The organism is Bradyrhizobium archetypum (assembly GCF_013114835.1).
Lineage (GTDB): Bacteria > Pseudomonadota > Alphaproteobacteria > Rhizobiales > Xanthobacteraceae > Bradyrhizobium > Bradyrhizobium archetypum.
Genome location: NZ_JAAVLW010000002.1, coordinates 217,300 through 233,483, shown reverse-complemented (window position 1 = coordinate 233,483; position 16,184 = coordinate 217,300). Strand labels below are relative to the sequence as shown.

Below are 16,184 nucleotides of genomic sequence, written 5' to 3'. Positions count from 1 at the left end.
GTCGCGCCGCCGAGATCTGGGCAGCTCAACTGCCGCTCGAGCATTTTCGAGCAAAGCGAAGAGGTTCGCACCTGGAAGACGCGTCAAAGCAAGACCTGGAGTCGCGTTTCGATTCTATCGAGACGGAAAAGCTCTAGGCATGATCGAGCAAGTGAAGGTCCGACAACAGATGCATGGCGAAATCGCCGCCAAGCGCAGCATTGCCGTGGCCGCCGTCGCCACCGATTCCGGCAATCTGGATCGCGCTCTGGTCGAACAGGACATTATTGCTCTGATGAGCCTCGGCGGTTGAATTGTAGCCGGCGACCGCAATGTTGATCGGGGCGTAGATCGCCACGTCGATGTCGACCATGCTTCCCGCGAAATGGCCGTTGCCGCCGTTGCCGGCGCCGTTGTTGCCGGTCGCTATTGCGTCAGAGCCGATCAATTCGAAGATGGAAGAGAAAAAAATGTCTGCAGCTCCGCCAGCCGCGTGATTACCGTTCCCGCCATCACCCCCCATCCCCGCCATCTGAAAAGCCGATTGATCGAACACCACATTGTTTGTCTGATCGGCGTTGGCGGTGGAATTGTATCCCGCCACCGCGATGTTGATCGGATAGTAGAGCGCAAAGGTCGCGTGAACGATGCCCCCGTAGGCGTATCCGTCGCCACCATTGCCGGCGCTGTTCTCGTCGGTGCCGAGCGCGTCGGAGCCGGTAGACCCGATGGCACTGACATTTCCACCCGATGCGGCATTTCCGGTGCCGCCATTGCCGCCAACCCCCGCGATCTGAGTCGCGGATTGATCGAACACCACGTTGTTCGTCTGATGAGCGTCGGCCGTCGCATGGGGACCCGCCACGGCAATATTGATCGGGTTATAGACCGCGACAGGAGCATGAACCATTGCTCCGAAAAAATAGCCATCGCCGCCATTGCCGGCGCTGTTGTCGCCGGTCCCGATCGCGACAGAGCCGATAGACCCGAACGCGCCGACATTTCCGCCCGATGCGGCGTTCCAATGGCCGCCATCACCGCCAACTCCCGCGGTCTGGGTTGCGGACTGATCAAAATAGGCGATGTTCGTCTGATGGGCGAAGGCTGTCGCATGGACGCCCGGCCATGCCACGTTGAGCGGCTCGAAACCGGCGTAGCTGCTAGGGATCAGGCTCCCGGCAAAATAACCTTTGCCGCCATTGCCGACGCTGTTGTCTCCCGTGTGGATCGGGAAGCGTGGCAATGAATCCTCGGACAGCCACCACGGGCCTGGCAGATCGTGTCCGAGCGGATCCTTGCGGCCGAGGGGAACGCCGTGAACAGGGTCCGGTACATTGCAATGATTCATGACCGTTGTCCTACCGAAATTGTTTCGCGCCGACCGGACGGACGCCTCCCGCACTCAAGAGAGAATGTCACCTCGGCAAGCCAAAAGCCGAGTCGTCAATTCGGATCGCAGACGTTCGGGCGCTAGACACGATATCAGTTACACCCGTTCGGGTATGGCTGGTACCTGGCGTGAATCTAGGCCGTGTACTCATAAACCGGCGGCGAAGTCCGCTTCGCTCCGATACCGACCTCCTTTGCGCAACCGCGGCAAATGTTGCGATGGGCCAAAAGCAGAAGAATTTAGTTGGACAAAGGTCCGCCTTCTTTGGCCGGCCTCGTCGCGCAAGAGGCAGCCCTGCTCGAGTGCTATTCAAGCCCGCCAGAAGGGCTTTTTGATTTCCAGAGCGATGTCCGTCCAGGACAGCCCGACATCATGCAAGTCGCGGTCAGTCCATTGCGCCAATTCGCGGCGCTGCCGAACCCGCTCGCGCCAAACTTGCAGTGTGACAAACGCGCGCTTCACTGCATAAGAAAGCTGCGAACCGTCCGGGCCCACGGTCTTTCGACATCCGGGCACCATACGAGGTCGATCTGCCCCTTCCTTCATCGTCAGTCCTTTGCTCGGCCAAGCCAGATCGCGACCGCACCGGCGAGCAACACAGCGGCCGAAATGAGCAGCGAGGCATGTGCGCCCGCAATGAACACGTTGTTGCCTCCGACCAGCGAGCCGAATAGGGCAACGCCAAGCACGCTGCCGGTCTGCCGCGTTGCGTTCAATACGCCCGCAGCGATGCCGGATCGCGACTTCTCGACACTGCCGAGCAGCGTCGAGGTCAAGGACGGCACGAGCAGGCCGAGCCCGCCGCCGAGGACCATGAGCTGAGCGCCGATCGCCCCGTAGCTGGTGCCTGAGGCCATAGGCAGCAGCGCAACGCAGCCCGCGGCAGTGATCACACAAGCCAGTGCAATGGTTTGCGGCGCGCCGAGGCGCTCGCTGACCGATGCGGTGACGAGGTTGGCGGGCAGCACCATGCCCATCATGGGCACGAAGGCGAGGCCTGTTGCGAACGGCGACCAGCCGTTGACCTTCTGGAAGTAGAGACTGAGCACGAAGATAAGGCCGTAGAAAGCGATGTTGAAGAGGAGCCCGACCAGAGCGGTCAGCGCAAACATGCGGTGGCGGAACAGCGAGAGCGGCAGCATCGGTTGCGGCGCGCGCGCCTCGCGCCATACGAACAGGAGTCCGATCACGGCCGCTGCCACGAAGCCCATGATGACGAGCGGATGGCTCCAGCCGAGCACGCCGCCTTCGATCAGGGCGCCGGCCAGCGTGCCGAGGGTTGCAATCGCCGCGATCTGTCCCGGCAGATCGATCTCGCGCTGCGCGAGCCGCGGCGTCTCCTCGGCATAACGCCAGGCAAGCCAAAGGCCGGCGGCGCCAATCGGCAGGTTGACGAGAAAGATCGCGCGCCAGCCGACCAGCGCGATCAGCGCGCCGCCGACGAACGGCCCCGAAGTCAGTGCGACGCTCGCACCTGCGGCCCAGAAGCCGACCGCGCGGCCGCGCGCCTTCGGATCGGTATAGGCATGATTGAGCAGCGTCAGCGAGTTCGGCACCAGGATCGCTGCAGCCAGGCCCTGCACGGAGCGTGCGGCGATCAGGAATATCGCCGACGGCGCCAGCGCGCAGGCGAGCGAAGCCACCGTGAATATCGCAAAGCCCGCGATGAATATCCGTTTGGCGCCAACGCGGTCACCGAGCGCGCCGGCGGTCAAAATGAAGGCCGCGAATGCGATGGTATAGGCGGTCACCACCCATTGCAGCTCGGCCACGCTACCGCCGAGCGAGGTGCCGATGCTGCTCAGCGCAGTATTGACGATGGTGATATCGAGCTGCACCACGCCAAGGCCGAGGCTCGTGGCGGCAAGTGCCAGCGCCGTCGCGAGAGGCGAACGGGATGACGTGTTGTCGGAGTGGGCTAGTTCCGGCTGCCTTGTGTTGAACGAAGTTGTTTGCATTGATCACACTCAGTTGCCTGTGAGAATTTGACGGCCCAGATCAGCGCGCTTTGCGATGGTCATTCGATACCAATCGAATATTCGGAGCCGCGGGAGATCTTTCGCGTCATGCGGCAGTTCCCTCGCCGGGCTTATTGGCGTCCAGGCAACCTAAGTCCCCTGATCGAACCGGTCTCGCAGAAACACTACGGTCTTGACCGAAGTATTTGTGCTTGGCACTGCGCCCTCGTCGGCGTACGAGAAAGACATGGACACGGGACCCAAGATCGCCCAGGTCGCGGCACTCATCGGCGATCCAGCGCGCGCGAACATGCTTAGCGCCCTGATGGATGGCCGAACGTTGACCGCCTCGGAGCTCGCCTATGTGTCTGGCGTGGCGCCGCAGACAGCGAGTGGCCATCTTGCGAAACTCAGCGACGCCGGATTGCTCGCGCTCGCAAAACAGGGCCGACGACGATATTTCCGCCTGGCCTCTCCGCACGTCGCGCGCGTGCTGGAAGGCCTCATGGTCGTGGCGCAGGAAGGCCCCGCCCGGCAGCGCAATCTCTGGCGCGGCGGAGAAACGCTCCGACACGCGCGCACGTGTTATGACCACATGGCCGGCCGCATCGCCGTCGCAATCGCCGACCGGCTGGTGCAACAGTCGTTCATTCTGCTCGACGAGGATGGCGGACAACTCACCGATGCCGGTCGGTCATTCTTCGATGAGTTGGGCGTCGATCTTCGCCTCGCCTCCAAGCGCCGGGTGTTCTGTCGCCCCTGTCTCGACTGGAGCGAGCGCCGGCCGCATCTGGCCGGGGCGGTCGGCGCCGCCATTCTTGATCACGCTCTCGAGCACGATTGGGTCGAGCACGTCAGGGATAGCCGAGCGCTCGTCGTAACCCCAGTTGGCGTTAGAGAACTCGCCACAACGTTCGGCATCGAGGGCGCACCCCCGATGGACGGTCACGATAGGCGTGTTGGATCGCTCTCCGGAGGCCGGGTATCAGCTATAGCGGTCGAATCAGCGTCCCCCGGACGGAGATAGTAGCGCGATTGGCCACTTTCGGCTGTGGGGACCCGAGCTGAGCCCGAAATGTTGCGATTGGCCAGACCCCTGTGATTCAAACTCAACTGGGGGGCTCGAATCATGCGCTACGAACTCGCTTGAATGGGTTGCCATCAAGCCCATGCTGCCGAATAACCTCGTGGCGTTCCTCGGCTAAACGACCGACGTGTGCTCAATGGCATCTTCTGGGTCTTGCGATCCGGGGCACCTTGGCGCGATTAGCGGCGGCTTGACGAGCAAAATTCATGCTGTGGTCGATAGCAATGGTCTGCCGGTACGGCTGGCATTGAGCCCCGGCGAGGCACACGACGTTCGACTTGCGGGAAAGCTGCGGTCTCGCCTCAAATCTGGGTCAATGCTGCTGGCCGACCGCCGCTATGACACGGACTGGATCAGAGAGCTCGCCATGCAGAAGGGCGCGTGGGCCAACATCCCGCCGAGAAGGAATCGGAGCGATCCGATCTGCTTCAGCCCGTATCTCTATCGCGCTCGCAACCAAGTCGAGCGGTTCTTCAACAGGATCAAACAATGTCGTCGGGTGGCGACGCGCTACGACAGGCTCGCTGCCAACTACCTTGCCTTCGTTCAACTCGCGTCAATCAGGCTATGGCTGCGTCTCTGTGAGTCCGCGTCCTAGACACTTCCGCGGAAATGAATTGTACCGGGAAATTAGAAGGCAGAGATGGTCAAGACGCGATTCACCGAGTTCGTCGGCGTCGAGTCCCTATCGTCCAGGGCGGCATGACTGATTATCCGCCCGGTTACCGGAATAACCCCGAGCTTTCGAGAAGGTCATTTGCGGAACCTAAAGGAACCTCGGACGTTCTGGTTCGCGAATGAGCAGCGCCGTCGCCCCGGCGCAGCAAGCGCAGACGCCGAGGCGTTGCGCTGCGCTGGTCGGAGGAAACGCTCATGAGACTCACTCTTTCGGTCATCAAGGCTGACATAGGCTCCGTCGGCGGCCACACCAAACCGTCTACACGCATGATGGCAGCTGTCGAGGGCGAGGTCGCGAAGGCGATCTGCGATGGCCTATTGATCGACGGTTTCGTCAGCCACACCGGCGACGACATTGCGATCATCATGACGCACACACGGGGCGAAGGGAGCTCCGAGGTGCATCAACTTGCCTGGAAGGCATTCCTCGCGGCCACCTCGGTCGCGAAGACCTCCGGGCTTTATGGCGCCGGCCAGGATCTTCTCGTCGACGCACCGTCCGGAAACGTGCGCGGTGCCGGCCCAGGCGTCGCCGAGCTCAGCTTCGACCACAGCCTCTCGGGCACGCGACCTGCGGAGTCCTTCATGGTGTTCGCCGCCGACAAATGCGGCCCCGGCGCCTACAACCTGCCGCTCTACCTCGCCTTTGCCGATCCCATGTATTGTGCCGGGCTAATGCTGCCCCCAATGATCAAGGGATTCCGTTTCCATGTCATCGACATGGACAACACGGCCGGCGACAGCGTGATCGAACTCGACGCGCCCGCGGATGGCTATCACATTGCCGCACTGCTCCGCGACAACGAGCGCTTTGGCATTGATCGCATCGTTTCCCGGACCCATGGCGAGGTCGCCGTCGCCATTTCGGCGCAGCGTCTTCACGCGATCGCAGGCAAGTATACCGGCAAGGACGATCCGGTCGCGATCGTCAGGAACCAGGGGATTTTCCCCGCACCTGAAGAAATCGTCTCGCCGTTCGCGAAGGCGCACTTCGTAGGCGGCGATGCGCGCGGCTCGCACGTGATGCCGCTCATGCCCGTGCCAATTAACACACCGGTGACAGGCATGTACTGCCTCCCGATCGTTTCCTGCACCGGCTTTTCGATCGACAAGGACGGCCGTTTTTCGGAGTCCTTCACCGACTTCTTCGACAACCCGGCGTGGGACGAGGTCCGCCGGCGCGCCCAGCGCAAGGCAATCGAGATGCGCAGCCAGGGCTGGTCCGGTGCCGCGATGCTGCCCTATTCCGAGCTGGAGTATGGCGGCTTCCGCGATACCGTGTCCTCACTGCTGAAGCGCTTTCAGATGCGCAAGGAGCGCAAGCCGGAAGCGGCCGAGTAAGAGATCGCCTGCGAGGTAGGTATGGCAAAAAGGCGTATCGGCATTCTCACGGGCGGCGGCGACGTTCCCGGCCTCAACGCGGTCATCAAGAGCGTGACATATCGCAGCAGCGAGAATGACATCGAGGTCGTCGGCCTCCGCCGTGGTTGGGAGGCCCTCACGCACGTAAATCTCGAGGACCCGGCCAGCAGGTCCCACTACATCATCCCGCTGAACCGTGACAACACGCGTACCATAGACCGGAGCGGCGGCACCGTGCTGCACTCGAGTCGCACCAATCCGTCCAAGATGAAGAAGCTGCCGGATCATCTCGTCAGCAGCGACTTTCCAGCCTCGCTTAGCACCAAGGGCGGCATCGCAACCAGGACGTGGGACGTTACTGCCCAGGTGCTGGCGAACCTTTCGGGGCTCGGCATCGACCATCTGATCGCCATCGGCGGCGACGATACGCTCAGCTACGCAGCCAAGCTCAACGACCTCGGCGTCAAGATCATCGCCATTCCGAAGACGATGGACAACGACGTCCGCAACACCGAGTACTGCATCGGCTTCTCGACCGCGATCACCCGCGCCAGCGACGCCATCCAGCGGCAGCGCACCACTGTCGGATCGCACGAGCGAATCGGCATTTTTCGCGTCTTTGGCCGCGATGCCGGATTTACGGCGCTCTACACCGCGTACGCCACCTCGATACGGTGCGTCATACCGGAGTACAAGTTCGATCTCGACAAGCTGATCCAGTTGCTCGTGGAGGAGAAGCGCGCCAACCCAAGCAACTACGCGCTTGTCGTACTCAGCGAGGGCGCCGCATGGGAAGGCTACGAGGTGCAGGAATACGGCGAGCCCGATGCCTACGGTCATCGCAAGAAGGCGAGCGTGGCGGAATCGTTCGCCGACGAGATCAAGCGGCGCGTCGGCGAGGAGACGATCACATCTGACCTCACCTACGACCTGCGATCGGGCAATCCGGACTTCATGGACAAGCTCGTGGCCCTGACTTTCGGTAACATGGCCTACGATGCCATCCTGGAAGGCAAGACCGGCCGCATGTCGGCGCTGGTGGAGGGGCGCTATGACCTCGTGCCCATCCCTGACGCCAAGCTCGGGCCGCGCAAATTGGACGTCGCCACTACGTACAACACGGAGCGCTACCGCCCCATCTACGGCAACAAGCGAGGGCTGCCGATCTTTCTCACCCGCGCGTCATAGGATGGCAGTGGTAATCCGGGTGGGTGATCTCGGAAATGCCGGACTCCATGCGGAATGTTCGCATTGCGGAAACAAGCCCCCTCTTTTGCATGATGGAGTTGCCCTGACCAGCGCCCGCTCCCGGTAGACTTTTCGAGGGGCGGACGGCATCCTGCCCCCGAAATCTCAAAAAAGACGTGCGGGCCGTCCCGCCGGGGAAACAGAGGGCAGATATGATCAAGACGCGATTCACCGAGCTCGTCGGCGTCGAGCACCCGATTGTCCAGGGCGGCATGCAATGGGTCGGCCGCGCCGAGCTGGTCGCGGCCGTCGCCAATGCCGGTGCGCTCGGGCTGATCACCGCGCTGACGCAGCCGACGCCTGAGGATCTGACCAAGGAAATCGCGCGCTGCCGCGACCTGACAGACAGGCCGTTCGGCGTCAACCTCACCATCCTGCCCGCGATCAAGCCGCCGCCTTATGCCGAATACCGCCAGGCCATCATCGAGGCCGGCATCAAGATCGTCGAGACCGCCGGCAACAAGCCGCAGGAACATGTCACCGAATTCAAGAAGCACGGCATCAAGATCATCCATAAATGCACCAGCGTCCGCCACGCGCTGTCGGCGGAACGGATGGGCGTCGACGCGATCTCGATCGACGGCTTTGAGTGCGCCGGCCATCCCGGCGAGGACGACACGCCCGGCCTGATCCTGATCCCGGCCGCAGCCGACAAGGTCAAGATTCCGATGATCGCCTCGGGCGGCTTTGGCGACGGCCGCGGCCTGGTCGCAGCGCTCGCGCTCGGCGCCGAGGGCATCAACATGGGCACGCGCTTCATGTGCACCAGGGAAAGCCCGATCCATCAGCTCGTGAAGGAGCGCATCGTCGCCAATGACGAGCGCGAGACCGACCTGATCTTCCGCACCATGCGCAACACCTCGCGCGTCGCCAAGAACGCGATCTCGACCAAGGTCGTGCAAATGGAGAAGGAAGGCGCAAAATTCGAGGACGTGCGCGAGCTCGTCGCCGGCGCCCGCGGCAAGATGGTCTACGCGACGGGCGATGCCGACGAGGGCATCTGGTCGGCCGGCCAGGTGCAGGGCCTGATCCACGACATCCCGACCTGCGCCGAGCTGGTGTCCCGCATCGTGCGCGAGGCGGAAGCGATCATCCGCAGCCGGTTCGAGGGCATGCTGTCGGGCGCGCAGCGGCAGGCGGCCGAATAGGCCGCCTGTGCGCGCCGCAAACTCGCTTCAGCTCTCCCGCTTGCGGGGGGAGGTCGGATCGCATCAGAAGATGCGATCCGGGTGGGGGGAACTCTCTCCACACGAACAGTGTAACTCGCGGCGCCACCCCCACCCCAGCCCTCCCCCGCAAGCGGGAGAGGGAGCAGAAAACGAGAAGAGCCCATGAAAGCCTATGTCTACGGCGCCAACGGCGCCGAAATATCAGATGTTGCAAAACCCTCGCCAAAGGGCACGCAGGTGCTGGTCAAGGTGCATGCCTGCGGCCTCAACCGCGCCGATCTCGGCATGACCAAGGGCCATGTCCACGGCTCGGCCGGCGGCATCGGCACCGTACTCGGCATGGAATGGGCGGGCGAAGTCGCCGAGCTTGGGCCTGATGCCAAGGGCGTCAAGGTCGGCGACAAGATCATGGGCTCAGGCGGCGCGGCGTTCGCCGAATATACGCTGGCCGATCACGGCCGGCTGTTCCGCGCGCCCTCGAACATGAACTTCGAGGAAGCCGCCACCCTCCCCGTCGCGCTCGCCACCATGCACAATGCCGTCGTCACCAACGGCGCGCTGCAACCGGGCCAGAGCGTGCTGATCCAGGGCGCGAGCTCCGGCGTCGGGCTAATGGCGATGCAGATCGCGAAGCTGAAGGGCGCCAGGCTCGTCATCGGCTCCTCGACGGACGCGATGCGCCGCGGCCGGCTGAAGGAATTCGGCGCCGATCTCGCAATCGACTCCAGCGATCCAGGCTGGGTCGATCAGGTGCTCAACGCAACCAACGGCGAAGGCGTCGACCTGATCGTCGACCAGGTGTCCGGCAGTGTCGCCAACCAGAACCTCGCCGCTACCAAGGTCAAGGGCCGCATCGTCAATGTCGGCCGGCTCGGCGGCACCCATGCCGATTTCAATTTCGACCTGCACGCCGCGCGCCGCATTCACTATATCGGCGTCACCTTCCGCACCCGAACCATCGAGGAAATTCGCGAGATTTTTGACGAGGTCCGCAAAGATATCTGGGGCGCCGTGGAATCGCGAAAACTGCAACTGCCGATCGACAAGATCTATCCCTTCGCCGAGATCGGCAAGGCGTTCGAGCACATGGAAGCCAACAAGCACCTCGGCAAGATCGTGGTGACGTTGTAGCCAATGAAGCTGCGCTGCGTGCTCGATGGCGGTCGCTATTACGAGGGGCCGCGCTGGCATGCGGGCCGGCTCTGGTTCGTCGACTGCATGGCGCGGACGCTGCTCAGCCTCTCCCCCTCCGGCGCGTGCGAGCAGCATGCGAAAGTCGACGACGATACGCCCTGCGGCCTCGGCGTGCTGCCGGACGGCACGCTGATCGTGCTGACGATGTTCCGCAAGCGCCTGCTGGCCTTTCGCGACGGCGCGCTTTCGCTCTATGCCGAGCTTTCCGGCATAGCCAAAGGCACGATCGACGACATGATCGTGGACGATCTGGGCCGTGCCTATGTCGGCGATCTCGGTTTCGATCTGCCGCCGCCGCCCGATCGCGGTGCCGTCGGCCGCATCCTTCTGGTGATGCCCGACGGCGCGGCGCGCGTCGTGGCCGAGGGCCTGCGGTTTCCCAATGGCATCGCGGTCTCGGCCGATCACGGTCGGCTCGTGGTGGCCGAAATGGACGGCGGCTGCCTCGCCGATTACGCCATCGACCCCAACGGCGACCTGAAGCTGCGTGGCCGTTTCGGGAGCATGAAGTCTCCCGATGGCATCTGCCTCGACGGCGACGGCGCGGTGTGGGTCGCGGCCTTTGAGGAAGACGCCTTCATTCGTCTCGATGCCGAGGGACGCGAATTGCAGCGAATAGAAGTCCCCGGCCGCCGCGCCCTCGCCTGCGCCCTCGGCGGACCGGAGCGGAAGACGCTGTTCTGCCTGAGCGCGGCGACGTCCTACGAAGAACTCCGGCAACGCAAATCGTCCGCGCGCATTGACGCAGTCGATGTCGAGGTCGCCGGCGCCGGTTATCCCTGACGTCTGACGTTCGCTGAACGCACCTGAAATATCCCGTCATCGCGCTTCGCCGGCGAATGCCTGCCTCAACTCCGACAGCCGGTCGAGCGCAGCTTGCGGCGGTGGGCCTCTCTCCACCGCGGCGAGCGCGTCCTCGAATTGCTGCGGCGTCGCTATGCCGACCAGAATCGTGCCCATCGCCGGGTGTGAGATCGCAAACCGCGTGGCGGCTTCGGTCAGGCTGGCGGCGAACCCCTCGTCGATCAGCGGCACCAGGCGGCGCGCGCGATCGATATCGGCATCATAGCTCTTCGCCGAGCCGATCGGCTCCGGCGCCGGTCCCGCGATCGGATGGCGCTCGGCCGAGCCCGACAGGGCGCCGCCGGCCAGCACGCGAATGCCAACGATGCCAACGCCAGCGCCCTCTGTGCGGTCGAACAATCGTCCGTAATCCTGGGCCGGATAGTTCGTCGGCAATTCGGCGGCCGCAGATGGATTGAGCATGTTGTAGACGACCTGGGCGCTGTCGAAGACGCCGGCATTGATCACCTGATGCAGCGCCGCCGTGTCGCCGAGTGCCGTCATCCCGAGGAACCGGATCTTGCCCTGCTGCCGCAGCCGTTCGAACGCCGGCACGACCTCGTCGAGCACCTGCCCAACGCTCAGCGCCGGTCCGCCGCCCTGCCCGGTGATCGGATTGTGCAGATGAAGAATGTCGACCCGCTCCAGACGCAACCGCGCCAGGCTGCCTTCGAGCGACAGCCTCACCGCTTCATCAATGCGGCCACGCTCGCTTGGCGGCAACCGCACCTTGGTGCCCACCACCACGCCGGCCGGTTTCAGCTTCTGCAACACGCGGCCAAGGTTCTTTTCCGATTCGCCATCGCCGTACTGCACCGCCGTGTCGAAGTAGTTGACGCCGGCGGCGATCGCCCGCGCGATGGCGCGCTCCTGGTCGGCAGCGTCGCCGCGCACCATCAACCCGCCCACCGCGCCGCAGCCGAAGCCCAGCACCGAGAGCTGCATGCCCGTGCGCCCAAACACCCGCATCTGCATCGCCGGTTCCTCCGCGCCCAATCCGGTAACGCGCCTTACTGCGGCGGCCGCAGCTCGATGCCGTAGCGCGCATAGATCCGCGCGATAGTGCCGTCGGCCAGCAGCGCCTCGATCGCCGCATCGACACGTGTGCGCAGCTTGTCGTCGGGGCGAAGCAGCCCGGCGGCAATATTCCAGTTCAGATCCTCGTCATTGTCGAACGCCGGAATCAGGCGCAGAGGCTTGTCGGCATGCTGCAGGTTGAACCAGCCGACCGTCATCGGCGTGACGGCGGCTGCCTCGATCTCGCGATTGGCCAGCGCCGCGACAATGTCGTTCTCGAACACGAACGGGGAGGTGGTAGCGCCGCCCTTGGCGAGCGTCATGGACACTAGCGAGCCGACCTGTACTCCGACCCGTTGATAGGGGTCGAGGCTTGCCAGCGAAGACGCCTTCGAATCGCTGCGTACCGCGAGCACGACACCGCTGCGATGATAAGGGCGCGTAACCCGCACACCGCCCGGCGGCGATGTATCCTTGCGGGAGATAACGTCGAGCACGAGATCGCAATCGGCGCGGCGATACTGGACGGCACTGACCACCCACTCCCGCGTCAGCTTGACGCCGAGTTGCTCGGCAATCTTCTCACCGAGTTCGATCTGAAATCCCGGGACCGGTCCGGACTTGCTGGCAAACGGTAGCGCATTGGGACTAGCGCAGAGTGTTAAAGCGCCGCGTTCGATGACGTTTTCAAGCGAGCGGGCATCCACCGGTGCGTTCCAGAATATCAGCAGCGACAGGCTTGCCGCGTATCGGGTGAGGCGACATCGCGGCTTCCATGCTGCAGAAGGCGCCCTAATCATCCAGCCCTCGAATGTAGGCCAGAAGCGCGCCGATCTGGGCGTCATTGAATACCCCTTCAAAGGCAGGCATTGAGCCCGTCTTGCCCTTCTTGATACGCTCGATGATGAATTCGTCGCTGCGCTCGGACTTCGAAAGCTTCGGACCCCGGCCGGCATGGCGGCCGCCGTTCTGGTGACAAAAGCCGCAGTTGCTAGAGAACATTTTTCGGCCATCGAGTTCGTTCGGCGAGGCTTCGGCTTGCGCCGGCGGACTTGCAGAGCCCGCTGCGTTGGGCTGCTGGGCGAACGAGACGGTCGACAGCCATGGCCAGATGATGGCCATGGAAGCAGCAGTTACAAACGGTATTCGCATTCCAGCATCCGTATTAGAACCGGCAGGGGCGGCAGGGAGAGATCAGTCCTTGCCGCCCACGCCATCATCATTGTCTGAGCGCGTAGACAATCAAGGCGCCGGTATTCTTCGACATGCTCTTGAAGGGTTCGCCATAGAGCGCGACGTACTCATCGGCCACCAGACTGCCCCAGCCCGCCGGTACGGCGATGTACTGCTTGCCGCCGGCCATGTAGCTGATGATGCCGGCATTATGTCCCATGCCGTTGTTGCGCGACCAGAGCTCTTGACCGTTTTCCGCATTGTAGGCGTGCACGATGCCTTCGGCATCAGGCACGAATACTAGATTGCCCGCGGTGGCGAGAACGCTGGCGAGCGGCGGCTGCTTGTAATTGACCTCCCACTTTTTTTCGCCGGTGACCGGATCGCGGCCGCTGAGATGACCACGGGCCGGTCCGTCCGGAGGCGGGATGAACTTGAATGTGGCGCCGAGGTTGAGCTGGGCCATCGGCTCCAGGACCGGCGTGGTTTTCTCGACGGTCAGCTCCATGCACCACTCTTGCCCAATCCGGTAGAAGAGCCCGGTTTTGGGGCTATAGGCGCCGGAGTTCCAGCTGATGCCGCCGGCGATGGCCGGGCACAATGGCGGGTCCACCTTGCCTTCCGAGAGGTCGCGGCGACCGATCAGTTCGCCGGTCTTCGGATCAATGCTCTTGACGAAGTTGATATTCTTGACCAGCGGCCAGACGTTCTCGACCTTGGCGTTGGAACGATCGTAGACGAAGATGTATCCGCTCTTGTTGGCGTGCACCACGAGCTTCTTGCCGCCGCGGTCGATCATGACGAACTCGCCGACCGAAGAGTCGAAGTCCCAGGCATCGTGCGGCAGCTCCTGATGGTAGAATTTGAGCTTGCCGGTATCGGGATCGAGCGCGATGACTGATGTCGTGTAGAGGTTTTCGCCCGGCCGTGGTCCGCTCTTCTTCCAGTCCGCGCCGGCCCAGTCATAGAGCGGCGCCGGGTTGGCGGTTCCCCACCATACCGTATTGGTTTCCGGGTCGTAGGTTCCGGGCATCCAGCCGCCACCACCACCGGTTCGCCAGGAGTCACCACCCCAGGTCTTCATGGCCTCTTCAGTACCGGCAACCGTGAAGAATTCCCATTTCTTCGCTCCGGTCTTGCCTTCCACGCCGAAGATCGGTCCGCGATAGGGCCATTCGCCGCCCTGGGCGCCGATGATCACCTTGTCCTTTACGACCAGCGGCGCGCCGGTAAAGCCGACCGTCATCTTCTTGGAATCCAGCAGCTTGGTGTCCCATACCGGTTTGCCGGTCTTCAGATCGAGCGCGATCAGGCGGCCATCGACCGTGCCGACGTAGAGATTACCGTGTCCGATGGCGATGCCGCGGTTGTACGGCGAGTGCGTCTGCTTGGAGACCAGGTCCTCGTCGAGCTCCGGCACGTAAGTCCAGATTGTCTTGCCGGTCGCGCCGTCCAGCGCGTAGATGCGGCTGTAGGAGCCCGAATAGTACAGCACTCCGTCAAGGGCCAGCGGCGTTGACTGAATGCCCCGGGTAGCGCGCTCCGGAAAATGCATCCAGGCAACTTCGAGATTCTTGACGTTGCCGGTGTTGATCTGGTCGAGGCCGCTGTAGTGGTAGGACTTGTAGGTGCCGTGATAGGTCGGCCAGTCGTTCTGGGCCGCCTCGGCGTTCAGGGCCGCTTCCTGCGGCTGAGTCGGCGCTTGAGCACGCGTCGGCGAGGCAGTGACCAGGGCGGCCACCGCCAGCGCAGCGCAGCCGGCGAGATATCGTTCTTGGAAACTCATCTGCATCCTCCCTTTTTCGTTTGTTTGTCAGGCCGAATTTTTCTCGCCCCCTTGCAGGATGATGTTCTGGCGTCAGTACCTCACAGGGTCAGGCGTTTGCAATAGATGGCATGAAGCGGCGGGATATCAGTGGCGCGGCGACGGCAGCCTTTGCTGCCGCCTGAACGAGAAGCCGTCAGAGATTTGCGCCTGGCATTGTTTTCAAGGAGGGCGCCATTCCGTGCACAGCGGCGCACGCCGTCATTGCCGCGGCTTGCCTGCTCCATGGTGCCTTCGGCGATGTCGGTGCAGTGCACCATGACATGTCCCTCGATGCGCCCGCCCATTAGTTGACCGGATTGTTGTTTTTTTGTGGAGCGCGCACGGATGTGCCGACTTACCCTTTCTTCGGCGACCAGCCATAGGCCTTGATGCAGGCGCCGCCCATCAGCATGGCGCGCTCGCTATCGCTCAGGCGGCTGGTCTTGAGGAACGGCTCAACCGCCTGCTCGTAGTTGACGACGGCGAACGCGCGCGTCCAGTCCGTGCCCCACAGGCAGCGCTCGAAGCCCCAGGCGTCGAATACGCGCGCGAGCGGGTCCCAGATGTCGGGATAAGGAAACGGCTCGCGCGACAGCGTGCAGGCGCCGCTGACCTTGATCACGGCGTTCGCCCGTTTGGCGAGTTCCAGCACCTTCGGCAACGCAGCCCAAGGCTCGGGCGGCGCCGGCGGCACCCGCGGCTGCAGGATGCCGAGATGATCGATGATGAACCGCGTGTCGGAATGGCGATCGACCAGCGCCGTGCCCGCGTCCAGATTGTCCCAGCAGTGCAGGTTGACCGGAAAATCATGACGCACCGCCGCGCGCGCAATCCGGTCGAGGCCGGGATCGTCAGGCGCGCGCCGCGCCTCCTTGGTCAGCATGATGCGGATTGCGACCGTGCCCGGCGTCTTCTTCCAGTCGGCGACGACGTCAGCGACATTGGGATCATCGGGGTCGACCGGCTTGACGATCCCGAACCGGCCGGGATGCGCCCGCTGCACCTCCACGGCGTAGCTGGCGTCGTAGCGGTACAGCGAAAACGCGGAGATGAAGATCGCGCCGTCGACGCCAACCTTGTCCATCGCCGCCACCATCTCGTCGCCCGTGACGTGATCGGGCCAGTTCGGCACACTGTGCCAGGGCCGGTTCGGACTGTTCGCCTCGTAGGCATGGACCTGGGAATCGATGATCGGCATCGGCGCCTCCGCTCTGTGCGAGCCGATTTTGGACAATGCGCAAGGCCCCTGTCCAGATGCCACGACGCGGCGCGGCAATGC

The 16,184-nt window shown here is 63.3% G+C and carries 16 protein-coding genes and 1 pseudogene; 8 read left to right on the top strand and 9 right to left on the bottom strand.

The window, feature by feature from the left end:
• Positions 1-133: 133 nt before the first annotated feature.
• From HCN50_RS05550 to HCN50_RS05540, 3 genes are all read right to left on the bottom strand, one after another.
• A complete protein-coding gene (locus HCN50_RS05550) occupies positions 134-1,327 on the bottom strand; it encodes a hypothetical protein (protein ID WP_171708632.1) in 1,194 nt (397 codons plus the stop codon).
• Positions 1,328-1,678: 351 nt separating this feature from the next.
• Positions 1,679-1,915 (bottom strand): DUF1127 domain-containing protein, encoded by a 237-nt coding sequence (locus tag HCN50_RS34710; protein WP_376700254.1) that lies wholly within the window; start codon positions 1,913-1,915, stop codon positions 1,679-1,681.
• A gap of 2 nt (positions 1,916-1,917) precedes the next feature.
• Positions 1,918-3,327, bottom strand: coding sequence for an MFS transporter (locus HCN50_RS05540; RefSeq protein WP_171708631.1), 1,410 nt, complete (start codon positions 3,325-3,327; stop codon positions 1,918-1,920).
• A 247-nt stretch (positions 3,328-3,574) separates the two neighbouring features.
• Here HCN50_RS05540 and HCN50_RS05535 point away from each other — a divergent pair, with 247 nt between their 5' ends.
• The 8 genes and pseudogenes from HCN50_RS05535 to HCN50_RS05505 all read left to right on the top strand — a co-directional run bounded on the left by HCN50_RS05535 (position 3,575) and on the right by HCN50_RS05505 (position 10,848).
• Positions 3,575-4,354, top strand: coding sequence for an ArsR/SmtB family transcription factor (locus HCN50_RS05535; protein WP_171708630.1), 780 nt, complete (start codon positions 3,575-3,577; stop codon positions 4,352-4,354).
• A 189-nt stretch (positions 4,355-4,543) separates the two neighbouring features.
• Complete coding sequence (locus tag HCN50_RS34705; protein WP_376700267.1) at positions 4,544-4,597, top strand: hypothetical protein; 54 nt, start codon at positions 4,544-4,546, stop codon at positions 4,595-4,597.
• Positions 4,590-5,012: pseudogene (locus HCN50_RS05530) on the top strand (IS5 family transposase); the annotation flags it as partial. The gene HCN50_RS34705 and the pseudogene HCN50_RS05530, both read left to right, overlap by 8 nt.
• A 275-nt stretch (positions 5,013-5,287) precedes the next feature.
• Positions 5,288-6,433, top strand: coding sequence for a fructose-1,6-bisphosphatase (locus HCN50_RS05525; protein ID WP_171708629.1), 1,146 nt, complete (start codon positions 5,288-5,290; stop codon positions 6,431-6,433).
• 21 nt (positions 6,434-6,454) lie between these two features.
• Positions 6,455-7,642, top strand: coding sequence for a 6-phosphofructokinase (locus tag HCN50_RS05520; protein ID WP_171708628.1), 1,188 nt, complete (start codon positions 6,455-6,457; stop codon positions 7,640-7,642).
• Positions 7,643-7,854: 212 nt separating this feature from the next.
• Positions 7,855-8,850, top strand: a complete 996-nt coding sequence (locus tag HCN50_RS05515) for an NAD(P)H-dependent flavin oxidoreductase (protein ID WP_171708627.1) — start codon at positions 7,855-7,857, stop codon at positions 8,848-8,850.
• 183 nt (positions 8,851-9,033) lie between these two features.
• Positions 9,034-10,002, top strand: coding sequence for a zinc-binding dehydrogenase (locus HCN50_RS05510; RefSeq protein WP_171708626.1), 969 nt, complete (start codon positions 9,034-9,036; stop codon positions 10,000-10,002).
• A gap of 3 nt (positions 10,003-10,005) precedes the next feature.
• Complete coding sequence (locus tag HCN50_RS05505) at positions 10,006-10,848, top strand: SMP-30/gluconolactonase/LRE family protein (protein WP_171708625.1); 843 nt, start codon at positions 10,006-10,008, stop codon at positions 10,846-10,848.
• Positions 10,849-10,884: 36 nt separating this feature from the next.
• On the opposite strand, the gene HCN50_RS05500 is transcribed toward HCN50_RS05505, so the two are convergent.
• The 6 genes from HCN50_RS05500 to HCN50_RS05475 all read right to left on the bottom strand — a co-directional run bounded on the left by HCN50_RS05500 (position 10,885) and on the right by HCN50_RS05475 (position 16,103).
• Positions 10,885-11,883, bottom strand: coding sequence for an aldo/keto reductase (locus tag HCN50_RS05500; protein ID WP_171708624.1), 999 nt, complete (start codon positions 11,881-11,883; stop codon positions 10,885-10,887).
• 35 nt (positions 11,884-11,918) lie between these two features.
• Positions 11,919-12,632, bottom strand: coding sequence for a substrate-binding periplasmic protein (locus HCN50_RS05495; protein WP_171708623.1), 714 nt, complete (start codon positions 12,630-12,632; stop codon positions 11,919-11,921).
• An 85-nt stretch (positions 12,633-12,717) separates the two neighbouring features.
• A complete protein-coding gene (locus tag HCN50_RS05490; protein WP_171708622.1) occupies positions 12,718-13,077 on the bottom strand; it encodes a c-type cytochrome in 360 nt (119 codons plus the stop codon).
• 67 nt (positions 13,078-13,144) lie between these two features.
• Complete coding sequence (locus HCN50_RS05485; protein WP_171708621.1) at positions 13,145-14,884, bottom strand: pyrroloquinoline quinone-dependent dehydrogenase; 1,740 nt, start codon at positions 14,882-14,884, stop codon at positions 13,145-13,147.
• An 80-nt stretch (positions 14,885-14,964) separates the two neighbouring features.
• The gene (locus HCN50_RS05480; RefSeq protein WP_210264793.1) at positions 14,965-15,210 is read right to left on the bottom strand and encodes a hypothetical protein; all 246 of its coding nucleotides are present in this window, start codon (positions 15,208-15,210) and stop codon (positions 14,965-14,967) included.
• Between the two features lie 50 nt (positions 15,211-15,260).
• On the bottom strand, positions 15,261-16,103 hold the full coding sequence (locus HCN50_RS05475; protein ID WP_171708619.1) for an amidohydrolase family protein: 843 nt from the start codon (positions 16,101-16,103) through the stop codon (positions 15,261-15,263).
• Between the last annotated feature and the right edge of the window lie 81 nt (positions 16,104-16,184).